Source organism: Kitasatospora sp. NPDC056800 (assembly GCF_042789775.1).
Taxonomy (GTDB): Bacteria; Actinomycetota; Actinomycetes; order Streptomycetales; family Streptomycetaceae; genus Kitasatospora.
The window spans coordinates 1-19,385 of sequence record NZ_JBHUAL010000182.1; the positions used below are offsets into that span (position 1 = coordinate 1).

The window sequence follows — 19,385 nt, forward strand, 5'->3', positions numbered from 1 at the left end:
GCCGCACGGCTCCGGGCCTTCGCGGCTGTCCGGGCCCGGGCGCGTCAGCGTACGGGTGGTGGTTGTCCCTCGTCCGGGTGGCGGCGCGGCGGGAAGCGGTCGCACCGTGTAGCCGGTCACCTACGCTGTGCCGGTTGCCCGCTTCCGAGCCTCCTGGAGTCACGGTGCCGACCGAGCCGGACCGCACAGACCTGCCGACGCCCGCCCCGTTCCCGGCGGACCCCGCCGACCCGGCCGCCGACCGGGCGGGCCGCCGCCGCAGGGCCGCCGTGCTGGCGCTGCTCGCCGCCGTTCCCGTTCCGCTGGTCGCCCTCGGCACCGCGGCGCCGGCCGAGGCGCAGCGCCGGGTGGTCGGCGGCAGCGCGGTGAGCACCGCGGACCACCCGTGGATCGTGGCGCTGTCCAGCCGCCAGCAGTTCGGCAGCGGCCGTTCCGGCCAGTTCTGCGGGGGTGCGCTGGTCACCCCGACCAAGGTGGTGACGGCCGCGCACTGCTTCTACGACGAGGCCAGGGGCCGGGTGGACCGGCCGGGCCTGAAGGTGATCGTCGGCCGGGACGACATGCGCGGCACGTCCGGCCGGGAGGTGGCGGTGCGGTCGGTCTGGATCCACCCCGACTACTCCTTCGCCGCCAACATGAACGATGTCGCGGTGCTCACCCTCGCCGAGTCGCAGGGCGCCCTGCCGGTGGTCGAGCTGGTCGGCCAGGGCGAGACCGAACCGTACGCGGCCGGGACCACGACCCAGGTGTACGGCTGGGGTGACACCACGGGGCGGGGCGACTACTCGCCCGTGCTGCGCGGGGTGTCCGTGCCGGTCGTGCCGGACCAGGTCTGTGCGCAGGCCTATCCGGGCGGGCAGGACGGGAGGTTCGACGCCCGGGGCATGGTCTGCGCGGGCGAGGAGAGGGGCGGCAAGGACGCCTGCCAGGGCGACAGCGGCGGCCCGATGATCGTCGACGGCCGGCTGGTGGGCCTGGTCTCCTGGGGGACGGGCTGTGCCGAGGCGGCCCACCCGGGCGTCTACACCAGGGTGTCCTCGGTCGCGGACGCGGTGCGCTCGGTGCTGTGACCACCCGCGACCACCCGCGACCACCCGCGACCATCGGTGAACGCCCGCGAACGCCGGTGGCAGCCGCGGACGAGGCGCCTCCGGTGCCGCGGACGTCGCGGCGGGTGAGCGGCCGGTCACGTGCCGGCACCGGGTTCTGACGCCGCGTCGGACGCTGTGGGGGCCACGGCCCGGGGCAACGGCGGGGGTCAGGAGGGCGGCCCGGGGTACAGCAGAGCCGGGCGACCGGCCCCCGAAGGGGTCCGTCGCCCGGCTCACCGGTCGCGCGTGGTGCGCGACCGGACACAGCTCGAGGCCGGCTGCTGTTGGTGGCGCCCTGTATCAGCGCTCGTCGTCGGTGGCCGTCACGGTGGTCGCGGTGGTGAGACGGCCGCTCTCGTCCTGTATCTCCACGGCGATCTTCTTGAGCTCGGGCTCGAACTTCCGGCCGTGGTGGGCGCAGAAGAGCAGCTCTCCGCCGCTGGCGAGTACGACGCGCAGGTAGGCCTGGGCGCCGCAGCGGTCGCAGCGGTCAGCCGCGGTGAGCGGGCTCGCAGGGGTCAGAACAGTAGTCACGTCGCCTCTTCTCTAGCTCGACGAGCTGTCGTACCAGGGTCAACATCCAACCAGGCCGAAAACGTTCCCGCTCGTGGCTTTTCTTCTCTGAGGATTCTGCTGTGTTGATGAGGACGTGCCCCGGGCGCCGGTGGTTCATGCGTGCCGGATTCCGGGATCCGCCCTTCGCTCGAACGCCCGATCGGGATCGGGTGCGAGGTCCGCGTAGCATAATCCTCTGCCGGGTTGGAGCATAAGCCCCGTCCCGGGCCCCGGTAGCCTGCATAACGGCAGTTCCGGAGCCTGCGCCGGGCCCCACGATCCGCCAGGACCGGTGGTACCGGGAGGAGATGGCGCCCCCGGGGCCCACACCCGGGTGCGGTGCTTGTTCGCGCAGCGCGTACAAGCTGCGCGGGGCCGGTCCGTCGTGCTGTGCACCCGGCGCACGGGTTCGGGCACGCAGGGCGACGGGTGTCGGTGCGGCGTGCTGCACTGGCGTTTGGTCCGGATGCGTCCGGATGTGACCGATGAGACAGATCTTCACCGAGGAGAGTGCCGCGTGAGTGCCGAAACGACCGTGCCGTCCGCGCTGCTGGCCGGCGACGACGGTTCCAACTACACCGCGCGGCACCTGCTCGTCCTGGAGGGCCTGGAGGCGGTCCGCAAGCGCCCCGGCATGTACATCGGCTCGACCGACAGCCGCGGTCTGATGCACTGCCTGTGGGAGATCATCGACAACTCCGTCGACGAGGCGCTCGGCGGCTACTGCGACCGCATCGACGTCGTGCTGCACCCCGACTCCTCGGTCGAGGTCCGGGACAACGGGCGCGGCATCCCGGTCGACGTCGAGCCCAAGACCGGGCTGTCCGGCGTCGAGGTCGTGATGACCAAGCTGCACGCCGGCGGCAAGTTCGGCGGCGGCTCCTACGCGGCCTCCGGCGGTCTGCACGGCGTCGGCGCCTCGGTCGTCAACGCGCTCTCCGCCCGCCTCGACGTCGAGGTCGACCGCAGCGGGCACACCCACGCGATCAGCTTCCGCCGCGGCACCCCCGGCATCTTCACCGAGACCAGCCCGGACGCGCCCTTCGAGGCCGGCAACGGCCTGACCAGGACCCGCAAGGTGCCGAAGACCCGCACCGGCACCCGGATCCGCTACTGGGCCGACCGGCAGATCTTCCTCAAGGACGCCAAGCTCTCCCTGGAGACGCTGCACAGCCGCGCCCGGCAGACCGCCTTCCTGGTCCCCGGCCTGACCATCGTGGTGCGTGACGAGCGGCTCACCGAGAGCGAGCAGATCGACGAGACGGTCTTCCGCTACGACGGCGGCATCGCCGAGTTCTGCGAGTTCCTGGCCCCCGACAAGCCGGTCTGCGACGTGCTGCGGCTGCGCGGCGAGGGCACCTTCAAGGAGACCGTGCCGGTCCTGGACGACCTCGGCCACATGACCCCCACCGAGGTCACCCGCCACCTCGGCGTGGACATCGCGCTGCGCTGGGGCGCCGGCTACGACACCACCCTGCGCTCCTTCGTCAACATCATCGCCACCCCCAAGGGCGGCACCCACATCACCGGCTTCGAGCGCTCGCTGGCCAAGACGGTCAACGAGGCGCTGCGCGCGAGCAAGCTGCTGCGCGTCGCCGAGGACGACATCACCAAGGACGACGCCACCGAGGGCCTCACCGCCGTCGTCACCGTCCGGCTCGCCGAGCCGCAGTTCGAGGGCCAGACCAAGGAGGTGCTCGGCACGTCGGCGGCCAACCGGATCGTCGCCGCCGTCGTCGCCAAGGAGCTCAAGGCCTTCCTCACCTCGGCCAAGAAGGACCAGAAGCTCCAGGCCCGGGCCGTGCTGGACAAGGTCGTCGCGGCCGCCCGCACCCGGGTCGCCGCCCGGCAGCACAAGGAGGCCCAGCGCCGCAAGACCGCGCTGGAGACCAGCTCGCTGCCCGCCAAGCTGGCCGACTGCCGCAGCGACGACGTCGACCGCAGCGAACTGTTCATCGTCGAGGGGGACTCCGCGCTCGGCACCGCCAAGCTCGCCCGCAACTCCGAGTTCCAGGCGCTGCTGCCGATCCGCGGCAAGATCCTCAACGTGCAGAAGGCGTCCGTGAGCGACATGCTCAAGAACGCCGAGTGCGCCGCGATCATCCAGGTGATAGGGGCCGGCTCCGGCCGCACCTTCGACATCGACCAGGCCCGCTACGGCCGGGTCATCTTCATGGCCGACGCCGACGTCGACGGCTCGCACATCCGCACCCTGCTGCTCACCCTCTTCCACCGCTACATGCGGCCGATGGTCGAGCAGGGCCGGGTCTTCGCCGCCGTGCCGCCGCTGCACCGGATCGAGCTCACCAGCCCCAAGCGCGGCCAGGAGAAGTACCACTACACCTACTCCGACGCCGAACTGCGCTCCACGCTGCTGGAGTTCCAGCGCAAGAACCAGCGCTGGAAGGAGCCGGTGCAGCGCTACAAGGGCCTCGGCGAGATGGACGCCGACCAGCTGGCCGAGACCACCATGGACCCGCGCCACCGCACGCTGCGCCGGATCAACCTGGGCGACCTGGAGCAGGCCGAGCGGATCTTCGACCTGCTGATGGGCAACGACGTCGCCCCGCGCAAGGAGTTCATCGTGGACTCGGCGGCCACCCTGGACCGCTCCCGCATCGACGCCTGATTCCCGGCCGTACGCGAGGGCCCTCCACCCACGGGTGGAGGGCCCTCGCGCCGCCGGTTCCACCCGTGCTCCACCCCGGCTCCGATCAGCGGGAAGCGCCGGATCCGTAGCGTCGGAGAGGTCAGCAAGAAGCCTCTCCTCGGGACGGAGAATCCGATGAGTTCCATCGCCAACATCCTCGTGGTCATCGCGGTGGTGGTCCTGGTGGTCCAGCGCCAGATGCGCGTCCAGCGGCTGGACACCGAGCGCCGGTTCTGGCTGCTGCCGCTGGTCCTGGGCGCGCTCGCGCTGCGCGACCCGCAGCTCGTCGACCACCAGCACACCGCGGTCTCCGCCACGCTGCTGGTCGCCGGCCTCGTCGCCGTGCTCGCGATGGGCACGGTCTGGGGCTGGACCGTACGGATCTGGCGGGCCCCCGACGGCGGCGTCCTGGTCAAGGGCACCAAGGCCACCGTGGCCGCCTGGTGCGGGATGATCGCCATCCGGATCGGCCTGTACGCGGTCGGCTCGGCCCTGCACGTCCACCAGGCGGGCAGCACGCTGCTGCTGGGCATGGCGGTCCTGCTGCTGGTCCGCTCCGTCGTGGTGAACTGGAGGGCCCGCACGCTGGAGCCCGCGCGGACCGCCGCCGGACTGCGCTGACCCGCCGCCGTGAGCATCGAGGAGGCCCCCGTGGCCGGGTGGTACTGGACCCGCTGGCCGTCCCGGGAAGGGATCGGCCGGGAGGACGAGAGCCGGCCGCGGCGGGTCCTCACCGTGTTCGGCCGGACCGTCCTGGTGGTCGTCGTCGGCTGGGGGACCTTCTCCGGGGGCCGGTACACCGGCTGGGCCGCGGCCGCCGCGGCGGCCGGGCTGGCCGCGGCCTTCGCCCTCAGCGCGGGGTACCTGCGGGTCACCCGGGAGCAGCGCCCGGCGGCCTCGTACCTGCTGGCCGCAGGCCTGGTCGGCGCGGGCTGGCTCGCCAACCAGGGGCTGGCCTACACGCTGGCCGACTTCCTCTGGATCGGGCTGGCCGTGACGGCCCTGATCCGGTTGCCGCCCGCGCCCGCGCTGTGCGCCGCGGCGGTCGCGCTGGGCTCGTACACGGCGGCCTCCCCGGCGAGCTGGCTCAGCATCGCCGCCACCATCGGAGGGTCCGTCCTGGTCGGCTTCCTGCTGCGGCTGGACATCGAGGCGCGCGGCACCGCCCGCCTGCTGCTCGCCCAGGAGCGGGCCGCCCGGGCCGCCGAGGCGGAGAGCGCGGCGCTTGCCGAACGGGCCAGGATCGCCCGGGAGATCCACGACGTGCTCGCCCACAGCCTCTCCGCGCAGCTCGTCCACCTGGAGGCGGCGCGGCTGATGCTGGACGCCGGGACGGACCGCGAGCAGGTCCGCGAACGGGTCGTCGCCGCCCGGCGGATGGCGCAGGACGGGCTGGCCGAGACCCGGCAGGCACTGTCCGCGCTGCGCGGGGAGTTCACCCCGGTCGGGGAGTTCCTGGTGGAGCTGACCGGGCGGGAGCGGGCCGCCCTCACCGTCACCGGCACGCCCCGGCCGCTCGCCGCCGAGGCCGCCCTCGCGGTGCGGCGCACCGCGCAGGAGGCGGTGACCAACGTCCGCAAGCACGCGTCCGGCGCCCGCTGCGCCGTCGAACTGCGCTACCTGGACGGCGTGGTGGAGCTGGAGGTGCGCAACACCCGGCCGCCGCGCGGCCCGTCCGCGGCCGAGTCGGCGTCGGGGGAGCTGGCGGCCAGCGGCAGCGGGTACGGTCTGCTGGGGATGCGCGAACGCGCGGAACTGCTCGGCGGCACGCTGCTGGCGGGCCCGGAGGACGGAGGGTGGCGCGTGCTGCTGCGGGTGCCGGCATGACGGAACCGGCGATCAGGGTGCTGGTCGCGGACGACCAGACGGTGGTGCGCGAGGGCATCGTGATGCTGCTGGGGCTGCTGCCCGGTATCGAGGTGGTCGGTGCGGCGGGTGACGGGGAGGAGGCCGTCGCCCTGGTGGAGCGTCATCACCCGGACGTGGTGCTGATGGATCTGCGGATGCCGCGCTGCGACGGCGTCGAGGCGACGAGGCGGATCCGCACGGCGCACCCGGAGACCGAGGTGGTGGTGCTCACCACCTACGCCGACGACGAATCGCTGTTCCCGGCGCTCCAGGCCGGGGCGCGCGGCTACCTCACCAAGGACGCCGGCGGCGAGGAGATCGCCCGGGCCATCGCGGACGTCCGCTCGGGCGCCGCCGGACTCTCCCCGCAGATCCAACTCCGGTTGCTGGAAAGGCTTTCGGAGCAGCCCGGCGGCTCCGGGCCGGCCGCCGGGCCGCCGGTCGGCCGCCCGGGGGAGCTGCCCGACGGGCTGACCGTCCGGGAGGCCGAGGTGCTGGCGCTGATCGCCCAGGGGCTGTCCAACGCGGAGATCGCCCAACGGCTGTTCGTCAGCCAGGCCACCGTGAAGACCCACATCAACAATCTGTTCGCCAAGACCGCGGTACGGGACCGGGCTCAGGCGGTCGCCTACGCCTTCCGACACGGAATCACCGGGACGCAGCAGTAGTCCGATGAGTGTCTGTCGGATGATCGATCACCTCATCGAGTGAACGTATCTGCGATGGTCAGAGGCGTTGTCCTAGGGCCGCCATCATGGTTCGGGTCAGAACATCCGGCCGTCCAGGAGCATCAGTGCCACAGCAGCAGACGAGCAGCCCCGGCCAGGGGCAGCGATTCGACTGGTGGGCCGCTCCGGCCGCCGGCACCCCCGTTGAGCCCGCCGAGCCATCGGCTGCGCACCGCCGGTCGGCGGTACCGGCGCAGTCGGGCCCCATCCGTACGGAGCACACCCGTCCGGACCGGTCGGCAGAGGCAGTCGGCGAGCCTGTGGCCGTCGGCGCACCGATCCACGGGCCCGCCGTCGAGCCGTTCGCCCAGAGCACCCCCGTCGACCAAGCGGCCCCGGCCGCACCGCACGCACCCCTCGGGTCCCTCGCGCCACGGGACGAGGAACCGGTCGCCGACCGGACCGAGGTCTACCGGGAGGTCCAGGCCAGCGCGGCCTTCCGGCAGATCCGCCGCAGCTACCGGACCTTCGTCTTCCCCATCACCGGCGGCTTCCTCGCCTGGTACCTGCTGTACGTCGCCGCCCAGGCCGGTGCCCCCGACCTGATGCGCCGCGCGGTGGCCGGCCCGCTCAACGTGGCCTGGCTGCTGGGACTTCTGCAGTTCGCCTCGACCTTCCTGCTCGCCTGGCTCTACGCCCGCAACGCCCGGACCAAGCGCGACCGCGCCGCCCTGGGCCTGCGCTGGGACACCCAGGACCAGCTGCGATGACGACCCTGATGGCCACCGTGCCCACCGACGCGGCCGTGGCCGCCGTGAGGACCGCCGCGCGGACCGTGGTGTCGACCGCCACCCCGCCCCCGGTCGCCCCCACCGGCGACCACCACTCGCTCGCCATCGCGCTGTTCGCCGTCGTCGTCCTGGTCACCCTGGGGGTCACCCTCTGGGTCGGCCGCCAGGGCAACGCCGCCGAGGACTTCTTCGCCGGCGGCCGCGACTTCACCCCGCTGCAGAACGGCTTCGCGCTCTCCGGCGACTACCTGTCCGCGGCCTCCTTCCTGGGCGTCGCCGGGCTGATCGCGCTCTACGGCTACGACGGCGTGCTCTACAGCATCGGCTTCCTGGTCGCCTGGCTGGTCGTGCTGATGCTGGTCGCCGAGCTCGTCCGCAACGCCGGCCGGTACACCCTCGCCGACGTGCTCGCGCTGCGGCTGCGCCGCCGCAAGGTGCGCGCCGCGGCCGGCGGCGCCAGCGTCGTGGTCACCCTGCTCTACCTGGTGGCCCAGATGGTCGGCGCCGGTTCGCTGGTCGCCCTGCTGCTCGGCACCGGCAGCCCGCACGCCCGCACCTGGACCATCATCGCGGTCGGCGCCCTGATGATCGTCTACGTCACCATCGGCGGGATGCGGGCCACCACCTGGATCCAGATCATCAAGGCCTTCCTGCTGACCGGCGGTTCGGTGCTGCTGACGGTGCTGCTGGTGGTCCGCTTCCACGGGGACCTCGGCGAGCTGATGCGCCAGGCCGCCGACCACAGCGGTGCCGGGCACCGCTACCTGGAGCCCGGGCTCAAGTACGGCGGCAGCCTCACCAGTCGGCTGGACTTCGTCAGCCTCGGCCTCGCCCTGGTGCTCGGCACCGCGGGCCTGCCGCACATCCTGTCCCGCTTCTACACCGTGCCCACCGCGCGGGCCGCCCGCCGCTCCACGATGTGGGCGATCGGCCTGGTCGGCAGCTTCTACCTGATGGCCATCGTGCTCGGCCTCGGCGCCACCGCGCTGATCGGCTCGGCCGAGGTGCGGCACGCCAACTCGGCCGGGAACACCGCCGTTCCGCTGCTCGCCCTGGTGCTCGGCGGCGGCAACGGCAGCACCGGCGGGGTGGTGCTGTTCGCCCTGATCTCGGCGATCGCCTTCGCCACCATCCTCGCCGTGGTCGCCGGGCTCACCCTGGCCTCCTCGGCGGCCTTCGCCCACGACGTCTGGGCCGGCGCCTGGCGCGCCCGGCCCGCCCGCGAGCAGGCGAAGAACGGTCGCGGGCGCCGTCGTCGGGGCGAGACCGTCCCGGCCTCCCGGTCGGAGGAGTCGGTGTCCGGGATCAGCGAGCAGCAGGAGGTGGTGGTCGCCCGGTTCGCCGCCGCCGGGATCGGTGCGACGGCGATCGTGATCAGCCTCTTCGCCCAGCAGCTGAACGTCGCCTTCCTGGTCGGCCTGGCCTTCGCCGTCGCGGCCTCGTCGAACCTGCCGGTGCTGCTGTACAGCCTGTTCTGGTCGCGGTTCACCGCCCGCGGCGCGGTCTGGGCGGTGTACGGCGGGCTGGTCCCGGCGATCGTGCTGGTGTTCTTCTCGCCGGTGGTGTCCGGCTCCCACGAGGCGCTCTTCCCCGGCCTCGACTTCCACTGGTTCCCGCTGGAGAACCCGGGCCTCGTCTCCATCCCGCTCGGCTTCCTCGCCGGGTGGCTCGGGACGGTCACCTCGTCCGAGCCCGCCGACCCGGACCGGTTCGCCGAGCTGGAGGTACGTGCTCTCACCGGTGCGGGCGCGGCCTGAGCCGTCGCGCCCGGGGAACCCCGGCGGGCCTGGGGCCGCCGGGGTTCCCCCCTGTCCGGGCCCGGTCCGGCGGTCATCGGCCCCGACCGGAACGGCTACGCCCGGGCCGCCAGGCCGTAACGGTGCTCCGGGCGGCCGGTGTCGCCGTACCGCAGGGTCAGCCGCAGCCGGCTGTCCCGCTCCAGCTGCTTGAGGTAGCGCTGCGCGGTGGAGCGGCTCAGCCCGGTGGCGTCGGCGACCTCCTGGGCGGAGAGCGGCCGGCCGGCCCGGCGCAGGACGCCCATCACCAGGTCGGTGGTGGGCGCCGAGTGGCCCTTGGGGAGCGGCCCGGCCGGGGCGGCGGCGCTGCGCAGGGTCGCGAACAGCCGGTCCACCTCGTCCTGGCCGGCCTCCCGGGCCGGGGCGGCGAGCGCGTGCCGCAGCTGCGCGTACGCCACCAGCTTCTCCCGCAGCCCGGCGAAGGTGAACGGTTTGACCAGGTACTGGAGCGCGCCGTGCTGCATCGCGGAGTGCACCGTCGACACGTCCCGGGCGGCCGTCACCATCATCACGTCGCAGGCCACCTGGCGTTCCCGCAGCCGGCGCACCAGGGCCAGGCCGGTCTCGTCCGGCAGGTGGTGGTCGAGCAGCAGCAGGTCCACCGGTCGGCGCTCCAGGGCGGCCAGTGCCTCCCCGGCCGAGTGCGCGGTGCCGGTCACCCGGAAGCCGGGGACCTTGGCCACGTAGGCGGCGTGCACGTCCGCGACCCGGAAGTCGTCGTCCACCACGAGTACGTCGATCATCACGCCTCCACGAGCTGGGTGGTGAGCAGGGCCTCGGGCAGCTCGACGGTGAACCGGGCGCCGCCGAGCGGCCCGGTGTCGAGCACGATCCGGCCACCGGTCCGTTCGACCAGCCGCCGCACCATCGCCAGCCCCAGCCCGCGCGGACGGTGCGCGGGCGCGTCCTTGCTGGTCCACCCCTCTTCGAAGACCTGCTCGCGCAGCTCCTCCGGCACGCCCGGGCCGCTGTCCGCGACCTGCAGCAGCAGCGTCGGGCCGGCCGCCGCCAGGCTCACCTCCACCCGGCCCCCGCCGCCCGCGGCCAGCGCGTCCACCGCGTTGTCGATCAGGTTGCCGAGCACCGTCACCAGCGCCCGGGTGTCCACCACCGCGTCCGGCAGGTGCGCCGCCGGGGCCAGCGCCAGCCGCACCCCGCGCTCGCCCGCCACCGCGCTCTTGCCCGCCAGCAGCGCCGCCACGTGCGGGTCCTGCACCTGCTCGGCGATCCGCGCCGCGACCACCGCGTGCGAGCCGGACTGCTCCGAGATGAACGCCACCGCCTGCTCGTGACGGCCCAGTTCCAGCAGGCCCAGCAGGGTGTGCATCCGGTTGGCGTGCTCGTGGTCCTGGGCCCGCAGCGCCTCGGTCAGGCTGCGGGTGGTGTCCAGCTCGCGGACCAGCGACTCCAGCTCGGTGCGGTCCCGCAGGGTCACCACGGCGCCGCCCTCGGGCGTGGCCGTCCGGTTGACCACCAGTACCCGGTCGTCCCGGACGGCCGGCAGGTCGGCGCCGGCGATCCGCCCGGCGAGCACGTCCGCCAGCCGGCCCGGCGGCAGCACCGCGCCGATCGGGCGGCCGGCGCAGTCCTCGGGCAGGCCGAGCAGCCGGAACGCCTCGTCGTTGGCCAGCCGGATCCGGCCGTGCTCGTCCAGCGCCACCATGCCCTCGCGGATGCCGTGCAGCATCGCCTCCCGCTCCACCAGCAGCGCGGAGATGTCGGCCAGCGCGATGTTGTGGGTGCGGCGCTTGAGGCGACGGGCCAGGACGAGGGTGGCGAGCGTCCCGGCGGCGAGGCCGGCGGCCGCGCACAGCAGGATCCCGGTGAGCATCTTCAGCAGCCGGCGGCGGATCGAGTCGTCGCTGATGCCGACCGAGACCTCGCCGACGATCCGGCCGTCCGCCATCCGCAGCGGCACCTTGCCCCGGGCCGTGCGGCCCAGGGTGCCCTGCTGGATGGCGGTGACGCTGCGGCCGCTGAGGGCGGGCTCCGGGTCGGTGCTGACCCGCTGGCCGATCCGGCCCGGGTCGGTGTGCGAGAGCCGGATGCCGTCCAGGTCGGTGACCACCACGAAGCTGGCGCCGGTGGCCAGCCGGATCTGCTCGGCGTTGCGCTGCGCGGCCACCACGTCGCGGCCGGCGGCGGCCCGGGCGATGTTCTCGTCGGTGGCGGTGGCCTGGGCGATCGACAGCGCCCGCTGCATCGCGTCGTGGTCCAGCTCGCTGCTGACCGGTGCCAGGAACAGCCCGGCGGTCACGGCGGTGACACCGACGGTGACGACGGTCTGGCTCAGCAGCAGCTGGGCGAAGACCCGGCGGGGCCGGCGGGCGAGCTTCATCCGGGCCTCCTCTCGGCGGCTGCGGGGGAATCGGATGTCCGGGAGCGGGGGTGGGAGCGGGAGGCGGGGTGGGGGCGCCTCCGGTGGGGTGGGTCGGGACACCCTATGTTTCCGCGCTGTTTCTGTCAGCCGCGTCCCCGCAGTTGTAGCGCAAGCAAAACGAGCAGAACACCCCTCTATGCGGAGAAGTCGCACTACGCGAAGAAGGCTCCCGCCGGGGCCGGGCCCGCTCCTACCTTTCCGGGGCAAGCACAGAACCGGGAGGAATGCATGACCGAGACCCCGGCGATCGAGCTGACCGGCGCGACCAAACGCTTCCGCACCCCCTCGGGGGCGTTGCACACCGCCGTCCGCGATCTCGATCTGACCGTCGCCCAGGGCGAGTTCGTCGCCGTCGTCGGCCCCACCGGCTGCGGCAAGTCCACCACGCTGACCCTGGTCAGCGGCCTGGAGGAGCCCACCGAGGGCGAGGTCCGGGTGTACGGCGAGCCCGTGCGCGGGATCGACCCCAAGGTCGGGTTCGTCTTCCAGCAGGACGCCGTCTTCCCCTGGCGCACCGTCCTGTCCAACGTGATGGCCGGCCCGCGCTTCCGCGGCGTGCCCGCCGCCGAGGCCAGGGAACGGGCCCGGGACTGGCTCGGCCGGGTCGGCCTGGCCGCCTTCGAGGACCGCTACCCGCACCAGCTGTCCGGCGGCATGCGCAAGCGCGTCGCGCTCGCCCAGACCTTCGTCAACGACCCGGCGATCCTGCTGATGGACGAGCCGTTCTCGGCCCTGGACGTGCAGACCCGGGCCCTGATGTCGGACCAGCTGCTGGAGCTGTGGGCCGGTACCGGCTCGTCGGTCGTCTTCGTCACCCACGACCTGGACGAGGCCATCGCGCTCGCCGACCGGGTCGTCGTCATGACGGCCGGACCGGCCACCGTCAAGGAGGTCTTCACCGTCGACCTGCCGCGCCCGCGCACCGTGGAGGCCGTCCGGCTGGAGCCGAGGTTCGTCGAGCTGTACCGCGAGATCTGGGCCTCGCTCGGCGAAGAGGTGCGCATCACCCGGGAGAGAGGAGCGGGTCGTGCCGCTTGAGACCGCGTCCGATTCCGTGCCCGAGTCCGTGTCGGGAGCCGTGTCGGGAGCCGCGCCGGGAGCCGCGCCGGCCGGCGCCGGGAAGCCCCCGGCCGTCACGACGAGGACCGAGGCCCGCGAACGGGCCGCCCGCAACCGCCGGTTGGTCGTCTACGGCGCCCGGGTCGCGGTGCTGCTCGCCTTCCTCGGGCTCTGGGAGGTCTGCGCCCGCACCGACGTCATCGACCCGTTCAACTTCTCCCAGCCGTCGAGGATCTGGGACCAGATCTGGCAGTGGGTCACCCACGGCACCGCGCAGGGCTCGCTCGGCGAGCAGATCGGCTACACCCTGTACGAGGCCCTCGCCGGCTGGGTGATCGGCGTCATCGGGGGCGTGCTGCTGGGCATCGCGCTCGGCCGGATCCGCTTCCTGGCCGACGTGTTCGGGCCGTACATCAAGGTGCTCAACGCGATCCCGCGGATCGTGCTCGCGCCGATCTTCCTGATCTGGTTCGGCCTCGGCCCGGCCTCCAAGGTCGCCTCCGCGGTGGTGCTGGTGTTCTTCCCGGTGTTCTTCAACGCCTTCCAGGGCGCCCGCGAGGTGGATCGCAACCTCGTCGCCAACGCCCGCATCCTGGGCGCCGACAACCGCAGGGTCACCCTCCAGGTGGTCATCCCCGCCGCCACCACCTGGATCTTCACCAGCCTGCACGTCAGCTTCGGCTTCGCGCTGATCGGCGCCATCGTCGGCGAGTACATCGGCGCCACCAAGGGCCTCGGCCTGCTCGTCGCGGCCGCCCAGGGCACCTTCAACGCGGCCGGCGTGTACGCGGCCATGACCATCCTCGCCGTCGTCGCCCTGCTCACCGAGGGGCTGCTGACCTTCGCCGAGAAGAAGCTGTTCCGCTGGAAGCCCGCCGACGCGGGCGACGGCCGCTGAACCTCCCCCGCCCGTACGAAGAGAGGCCCCCACCCATGCGCAGAACGGCTGCCGCCGCCCTCGCCGCCCTCCTGCTCCTCCCGCTCTCCGCCTGCGCCAACGACGCCGCCACCGCCGGACACGGCGCGGTCGCCGCCCCCGCCGGGCAGCAGGTCGACGGACCCAAGGTCAAGATCATGGTCGGTGGCCTGGACAAGGTCATCTACCTGCCCGCGATGCTCACCCAGCGGCTCGGCTACTTCGCCGAGGCCGGCGTCAACGTCGAGCTGATGACCGAACCGGCCGGCGTCAACGCCACCACCGCGCTGCTCGCCGGGGACGTCCAGGGCGCCGTCGGCTTCTACGACCACACCATCGACCTCCAGGCCAAGGGCAAGAAGGTCGAGTCCGTGGTGCAGTTCGCCCAGGCGCCCGGCGAGGTCGAGGTGGTCTCCAGCAAGCAGGCCGACGCGATCAGGTCCGGCGCCGACTTCAAGGGGAAGAAGCTCGGCGTCACCAGCCTCGGCTCCTCGACCGACTTCCTCACCAAGTACCTCGCGGTCAAGAACGGCACCGCCGTCAGCGAGTTCAGCCCGATCGCGGTCGGCGCCGGCCAGACCTTCATCGCCGCGCTCCAGCAGGGCAGCATCGACGCCGGGATGACCACCGACCCGACCGTCGCCGCCGTCCTGGACAAGGGCCTCGGCAAGGTCCTCTACGACATGCGCACCCCCGAGGGCTCGCGCGAGGCGCTCGGCGGGCTCTACCCGTCCTCGTCGCTGTACATGAACACCGACTGGGTGGAGAAGAACAAGGACACCACCCAGAAGCTCGCCAACGCCTTCGTGAAGACCCTCACGTGGATGTCCACCCACAGCCCCGAGGAGATCGCCGCGAAGATGCCCGCCGACTACGCCCAGGGCGGTGCCGAGCAGTACGCGGCGGCGATCAAGGCGACGCTGCCGATGTTCACCACGGACGGCGTGATGCCGGCCGACGGGCCGAAGACGGTGCTCTCGGTGCTCGCCGCGTTCCACCCGGACGTGAAGGGCAAGGAGGGGTCGATCGACCTGGCGAAGACCTACACCACGGAGTTCGTCGCCAAGGCCGCCGGCTGAGCCCCGCCGCCGACAGCGGTCCCGCGCCCACCCCCACGGGCGCGGGGCCGCTGTGCGTCAGAGTCCTCGTACGGACAGCACGTCCATCCGCGACGGCGTCCCCGCCGCCTTGCCGCAGCTCTCCGGACGCGCCGGCTCGCTCACCGTCTCGATCACGTCCACCTCCCAGGACCGGCCGTCCCGGTGCAGCACCGTCACCAGCCAGCGGCGCTCACCGTCCGGCCGCTGGACGAGCGTCAACGCGTCCACCCCGGTCTCGCCGGTCGCCAGCCGCACCGCGTGCTCGGCCGCCTGGCCCGGACGCTCCCAGCCCGAACAGCCGCGCGACCACTCCGGCACCGTGTGCCCGGCCGCCGTCGCCGCCAGCACCTCCTTGGCGGTCTCCGGCGTCAGCCGCCCGTACGCGTAGCCGTACGGCAGCACCAGCATCGTGGGGGAGAAGCGGTGCCCGCCCAGGTGGGTGACCTCCCACACCTCGCTGTGCCCGGCCGCCGCCAGCTCCGCCGCGAGCGGACGGCCCAGCAGCGCGCAGCAGCGGTCCCGCCGCCCGTTGGTGCACACCAGGGCCACCGGGCCGCCGACGTGCTCCGCACCGAAGCCGGTGTGGTCCCCGGCGCCCAGCGCCGCGAAGTCCAAGCCCAGCAGCTCCGCCGGATCCGCCACCGCCGCCCGGCGCACCCAGTCGCGGCCCGGCACCGTGTGCGCCACGAGCACCTCGTGGCGCGGGGTCGGCAGGCAGTCGGCGTGCCGCCCGGGCCGGCGGATCAGCGCCACCCGCACACCCGTCCCGGCCGCGGCCGCCTCCAGCGCCCGCCCGACCGCCGCGTCCAGATGGCTCTCGCCCAGCGCCTTCGCGCCCCACGGCCCGTTCTGCTCCACCAGCAGCCAGGTGCTCGCCACCGCCGCCGTCGCGGCCAGCGGCTCCGAAAGTTCACGCGACACGGTCGCACAAGTGCTCACGCCGGCAAGGCTACCCTCAGCCGATCACCCTCACTCGATCACCCGAAGGCGGCCTTCACCCGCTGCGCGACCTCCTCGTCCACCGTGTCGTACATCGGCTCGGAGACGGTCGGGAGGTCGGCGAACTCCAGGTGGATGCTGCGGACGACGTCCGCGAACAGCTCCGAGTACAGCACCCAGTCCTCCGGGCACGGGGTGCTCAGCTCCAGCGAGAGCAGCTGCGACTCGTTCGGCAGCGGCAGGTGCACCTGGATCACCGAGGTGGTCAGCACCCCGTCGACGAGCGGGACCGCCAGGCCGTCGAGCGGGGTCGACCCGTCGTCCACCGCGGTCGCCACCGCGTCGATCACCGCGACGGCCCGCCCGGCCGGCAGCTCGACCGCCGTCACCTCCGCCTCCGGACGGGACAGGGCCAGCCGGGTGAGCAGGAAGTCCACCGCGCCCGGGTAGTCGGTGCCCTCCAAGGGGCACAGCGAGGCGGTGATCGTGGCCATGCTCGGACGGCCGTCCACGTCCACCAGGCACATCCCGGCGTGGATCACCCCGGCCTCGGCCATCGACGGGATCAGCCCGGCCAGCATCATGGCCCAGGCGGCCCGGTCCTCCTCGGACCGGGCGGCCAGGACCTCGCAGACCATTTCCCAGAGCTCCTCCGCCACCTGTTGCTCGGTGCCGAACACGGGTACCTGGTGGAAGGCGGGCGGGACGATGAAGCGGATCTGGAGTGGTGCGTCCTCAGCGGGATCGGGGCGGTCGGCTGTCGGAGTGCCGGACATCGGGAGCCTTCCACTGAGGTCATGCGGGTTTGCGGATGCGGTTGCGGATGTCCAGCCAGGACGGCGGGACGGGGACCGGGACGCCGTACGTACGGGCCTCGATCAGCAGGTCGAGGTAGGCGTCGGCACGCTCGCGCAGGCCGGAGCGGCGCCAGGTCCAGAGCTCCTTCAGCGCGGGGACTGCAGCGAGCAAGCCGATGGCGATCAGGCCCGTCCCCAGGGAGACGAGCTGTCGGCGGTACTCGGCACCGGCGGGGTCCATGCCCATGGGAGCGACGACCATGCCGGCGACCACGGCGAGGAGGAACGTCCTGCCCCAGAGGCTGATCCACCGGCGGGACCGCTGCACGGCGGTGAGCAGGCCCCGGACCGCCTGTTCGTCCAGGAAGTCGAGGCCGTGCGGGGCACCGAGTTCACGGGCCCGGCCGGCCAGGGCCCAGTGGCGCGCGAGTGCTGCGGTCGGCAGTACCGGGAACTTCGGGTCGATCACGGCGTCGGCCGGCCACCACGAGGTCGGCTGTGTCGCGGACGGCTGCGGGGGAGCCGGACTGGTGGAGGACGTGCCCCGGGCGGCCGGCGGCTGTGGTGGAGCGGTCGCGCCTTCCTCCCACGAGGCCCGCTCGGCGGCGACTCCCCACTCGGGGGGGATCGTGACCGTCAGACCGGCTCCCCGTGCCCGGTTCAACAGGCCCACGTACGTGGTGAAGTGCACGGAGGCGGTCTTCTTCTCCGCCTCCCAGGACATGCCGCGGATCCCGATCCAGATGCCGACGGGGATCGCAAGGACGGCCGCCACCAGGCCGGCCACCTGTCGTCCCTCGGCCGGCGAACTCATCGACGCGCCGAAGAACACGGCACCCGCGATTCCCCCGATGATGAACAGGCCGGCCAGTTCGGAGTACCAGTCCTGCTGGTTCCGCATCCGCAGGTGCTTGGTCACCACATCGCGGGCCACGTAGTCGTGCAGCAGGTTGATTCCGTAGAGCGTTTCGGCCCGTCGCGCGGCCTCGGCCACCTCGGGCACCGAGGCGATCCGTCCGCCCTCGACGGGGAGCGTGGCATGGAGGTCCTTGGCCATGGGTCTCTCCTCTCAGCCGACGGCGTTCAGGAACGGGGCGGACGCCGGCCGGACCGCGGGCCTCGCGAGCGGCCCGGGAAGCACGACGGGCTGCGCCGCCGCCCTTCTCTCGATCGCTTTGTCCACTTGCTTGTACGCGCCGTAGACGATCGAGGCCGCCTTCGCACTGGCCGTGACCTTCGCGGGATCGAGCGCCGACAAGCGGGACGCGACCTTGTCCGAGAAGACGCGGGCGACATTGGGCGCCCTTTCCGACTGGCTGAGCCAGCTCGCGCCTTTGGGTATCCACGTGGTGACGGCCTTGGTCGACATCGGAAGCCTGGCCATGGCGAGCGCGCTGCCGCCGGCGTTCGCGGCTCGGGTTCCCTTGGCGGCGGTGGCGAAGCCCTTGACCAGCCCGTAGCCGGGGATCAAGCCCAACGAGTCCAGCCCGAGGGTCATCCACGACACGTCCTTGCCACGGAGCTTGGCGATGCCGTGCCCGCTCAGCGCGCCCGCGCTCGTCAGCACGGCCCCGGCGACCAGCACCGGACCGAACGGGGTGAACAGCGCGGCGATCGTCAGTCCGGCCGAGATCATGGACAGGATGTCGGCATGGTCGGACAGGAAGTCCAACGACTTGTTCCAGGCCTTTTTCACGTTGTCCAGCATCCGCTTGAACAGGCCCGGGTCCGGCGGGTGGTGACGGGACGCCTCCACGATCGCCTTGGCGGCGGCCTCGGCCTTGTGCCGGTGGTCCTCCAGCTGCTTGTGGGCACGCTTGATGACCTCGTCGAGCTGGTGGTGGCAGCGGGTGCTGGCCTCCCGGGCCGCGTCGAACTGCGCCTGGGCGCGGTTGATCACGTTGTCGGCGGTCTGCCCGCCGTTCTGCGCGTAGCCCTTCAGGGTGTTGCCGAGGGAGGTGACCTGGCCGTCCGTGTCGGCCAGCCGCGTGCGCAGCTCGACGGCTTCGGCCTCCATCGTGCGGCCGGTGGTGATCATGCCGGAGAGCTGGGTGTGCCAGGCCTTGAGGGCCCGCGAGCAGGCGGCCATCGACTCGTGGCCCTGGGTGAGGTACTTGGGCAGTTGGCCCAGCTTGTCGGCGAACTTGCGGGCCGCCTCGCCCTCCCAGGCGCCGCCGTCGGAGCCGATGCCGGCGAGTGCGCTCCGCAGTTCTTCCAGTTCCCGGGCTACGGCGTCGACGTCCGCGTACATCTTGGCGATGCCCGCCAGGTCCCCCGGGGCCGGGCAGAAGCCGAGGCCCGGCCAGTTCTTGTCACCCATGGTGGAGTCAGTCCCTGCTGCCGGCTGCGCTGTAGGCCTTCGCGACGCCCTGTTCGTTGTCCGTGTAGGCCTTGAGTGATTCGTCCAGGCCCTCGTGGAGGTTGTGGGCCAGCTTGCCCATCCGACCCATCGCTCCGTGCCAGTGGCGTTCGAAGCCCAGGCATGCCGAGTCGAGCCACGCGTTGCCGGTCTGGCGGGCGATCCCGGCGTTCTCCAGGCTCTTGGCGACCGTCTTCATGCGCTTGGCGCATTCGTCGAGTTGCTTGGACACCGTTCTCATCCGGTCCATGTCGATCTTGAATTGATCGGTCAACTCCCCATCCCCCCAAGGATTGTGACGCGGTGTGGAGCACCTGTTCGGTGAACCTAACCCATGGGAGGGCAAAGTTCAGGCCATGACCGGGAATTGGAGATCGCCGTTCCGCAATCCCGGCCGGGCGGGTACGAAAAAGCGGAGGGGCACCGGACGATGTCC

Annotated in this window: 18 protein-coding genes; 10 read left to right on the forward strand and 8 right to left on the reverse strand. The window is 72.6% G+C overall.

The window, feature by feature from the left end; all coding sequences use genetic code 11:
* The first annotated feature begins 269 nt into the window (after positions 1–269).
* On the forward strand, positions 270–1,070 hold the full coding sequence (locus tag ACFRQN_RS31095) for a trypsin-like serine protease (protein WP_049650795.1): 801 nt from the start codon (positions 270–272) through the stop codon (positions 1,068–1,070).
* 321 nt (positions 1,071–1,391) lie between these two features.
* On the opposite strand, the gene ACFRQN_RS31100 is transcribed toward ACFRQN_RS31095, so the two are convergent.
* Positions 1,392–1,625 (reverse strand): hypothetical protein, encoded by a 234-nt coding sequence (locus tag ACFRQN_RS31100; protein ID WP_049650788.1) that lies wholly within the window; start codon positions 1,623–1,625, stop codon positions 1,392–1,394.
* Positions 1,626–2,163: 538 nt separating this feature from the next.
* Between ACFRQN_RS31100 and ACFRQN_RS31105 the strand changes: the two genes are divergently transcribed.
* The 6 genes from ACFRQN_RS31105 (at position 2,164) to ACFRQN_RS31130 (ending at position 9,360) form a co-directional block, all read left to right on the forward strand.
* The gene (locus ACFRQN_RS31105; protein WP_049650787.1) at positions 2,164–4,275 is read left to right on the forward strand and encodes a type IIA DNA topoisomerase subunit B; all 2,112 of its coding nucleotides are present in this window, start codon (positions 2,164–2,166) and stop codon (positions 4,273–4,275) included.
* 156 nt (positions 4,276–4,431) lie between these two features.
* Positions 4,432–4,917 (forward strand): CcdC protein domain-containing protein, encoded by a 486-nt coding sequence (locus tag ACFRQN_RS31110; RefSeq protein ID WP_049650786.1) that lies wholly within the window; start codon positions 4,432–4,434, stop codon positions 4,915–4,917.
* Positions 4,918–4,947: 30 nt separating this feature from the next.
* Positions 4,948–6,123, forward strand: a complete 1,176-nt coding sequence (locus ACFRQN_RS31115) for a sensor histidine kinase (RefSeq protein WP_380743587.1) — start codon at positions 4,948–4,950, stop codon at positions 6,121–6,123.
* On the forward strand, positions 6,120–6,812 hold the full coding sequence (locus ACFRQN_RS31120; protein WP_049650785.1) for a response regulator transcription factor: 693 nt from the start codon (positions 6,120–6,122) through the stop codon (positions 6,810–6,812). Before ACFRQN_RS31115 ends, ACFRQN_RS31120 begins: the two co-directional genes overlap by 4 nt.
* 320 nt (positions 6,813–7,132) lie before the next feature.
* The gene (locus tag ACFRQN_RS31125; RefSeq protein ID WP_181970691.1) at positions 7,133–7,582 is read left to right on the forward strand and encodes a DUF485 domain-containing protein; all 450 of its coding nucleotides are present in this window, start codon (positions 7,133–7,135) and stop codon (positions 7,580–7,582) included.
* Positions 7,579–9,360, forward strand: a complete 1,782-nt coding sequence (locus tag ACFRQN_RS31130) for a cation acetate symporter (protein ID WP_234348313.1) — start codon at positions 7,579–7,581, stop codon at positions 9,358–9,360. The genes ACFRQN_RS31125 and ACFRQN_RS31130 overlap by 4 nt, the downstream gene beginning before the upstream one ends.
* 95 nt (positions 9,361–9,455) lie before the next feature.
* Here ACFRQN_RS31130 and ACFRQN_RS31135 read toward each other — a convergent pair whose 3' ends face one another.
* Positions 9,456–10,142, reverse strand: a complete 687-nt coding sequence (locus ACFRQN_RS31135; RefSeq protein ID WP_380743590.1) for a response regulator — start codon at positions 10,140–10,142, stop codon at positions 9,456–9,458.
* Positions 10,142–11,737 carry an ATP-binding protein gene (locus tag ACFRQN_RS31140; RefSeq protein WP_380743592.1) on the reverse strand — a complete coding sequence of 532 codons (1,596 nt, stop codon included), beginning with the start codon at positions 11,735–11,737 and terminating at the stop codon, positions 10,142–10,144. Before ACFRQN_RS31140 ends, ACFRQN_RS31135 begins: the two co-directional genes overlap by 1 nt.
* A 270-nt stretch (positions 11,738–12,007) precedes the next feature.
* Here ACFRQN_RS31140 and ACFRQN_RS31145 point away from each other — a divergent pair, with 270 nt between their 5' ends.
* Genes ACFRQN_RS31145 through ACFRQN_RS31155 form a run of 3 tightly spaced genes read left to right on the forward strand, consistent with a single transcriptional unit; the run spans position 12,008 to position 14,833 of the window.
* Positions 12,008–12,817: an ABC transporter ATP-binding protein gene (locus ACFRQN_RS31145; RefSeq protein ID WP_049650781.1), complete on the forward strand. Its 810-nt coding sequence runs from the start codon at positions 12,008–12,010 to the stop codon at positions 12,815–12,817.
* Positions 12,807–13,736, forward strand: a complete 930-nt coding sequence (locus ACFRQN_RS31150; protein ID WP_380743594.1) for an ABC transporter permease — start codon at positions 12,807–12,809, stop codon at positions 13,734–13,736. The genes ACFRQN_RS31145 and ACFRQN_RS31150 overlap by 11 nt, the downstream gene beginning before the upstream one ends.
* A 35-nt stretch (positions 13,737–13,771) precedes the next feature.
* Entirely contained in the window at positions 13,772–14,833 is a 1,062-nt protein-coding gene (locus ACFRQN_RS31155; RefSeq protein ID WP_074005667.1) for an ABC transporter substrate-binding protein, read from the forward strand.
* 57 nt (positions 14,834–14,890) lie between these two features.
* Here the strand turns inward: ACFRQN_RS31155 and ACFRQN_RS31160 are convergent, their stop codons facing one another.
* From ACFRQN_RS31160 to ACFRQN_RS31180, 5 genes are read right to left on the reverse strand one after another with little or no spacing between them, the layout of a single operon-like run.
* Positions 14,891–15,793: a sucrase ferredoxin gene (locus ACFRQN_RS31160; protein WP_049650779.1), complete on the reverse strand. Its 903-nt coding sequence runs from the start codon at positions 15,791–15,793 to the stop codon at positions 14,891–14,893.
* A gap of 38 nt (positions 15,794–15,831) precedes the next feature.
* Positions 15,832–16,569: a hypothetical protein gene (locus tag ACFRQN_RS31165; protein ID WP_380743596.1), complete on the reverse strand. Its 738-nt coding sequence runs from the start codon at positions 16,567–16,569 to the stop codon at positions 15,832–15,834.
* Positions 16,570–16,588: 19 nt separating this feature from the next.
* Positions 16,589–17,647 carry a hypothetical protein gene (locus ACFRQN_RS31170; protein WP_380743598.1) on the reverse strand — a complete coding sequence of 353 codons (1,059 nt, stop codon included), beginning with the start codon at positions 17,645–17,647 and terminating at the stop codon, positions 16,589–16,591.
* Positions 17,648–17,659: 12 nt separating this feature from the next.
* Positions 17,660–18,910 carry a hypothetical protein gene (locus ACFRQN_RS31175; RefSeq protein WP_074005664.1) on the reverse strand — a complete coding sequence of 417 codons (1,251 nt, stop codon included), beginning with the start codon at positions 18,908–18,910 and terminating at the stop codon, positions 17,660–17,662.
* A gap of 7 nt (positions 18,911–18,917) precedes the next feature.
* A complete protein-coding gene (locus ACFRQN_RS31180; RefSeq protein WP_107418945.1) occupies positions 18,918–19,223 on the reverse strand; it encodes a type VII secretion target in 306 nt (101 codons plus the stop codon).
* Positions 19,224–19,385: the final 162 nt, after the last annotated feature.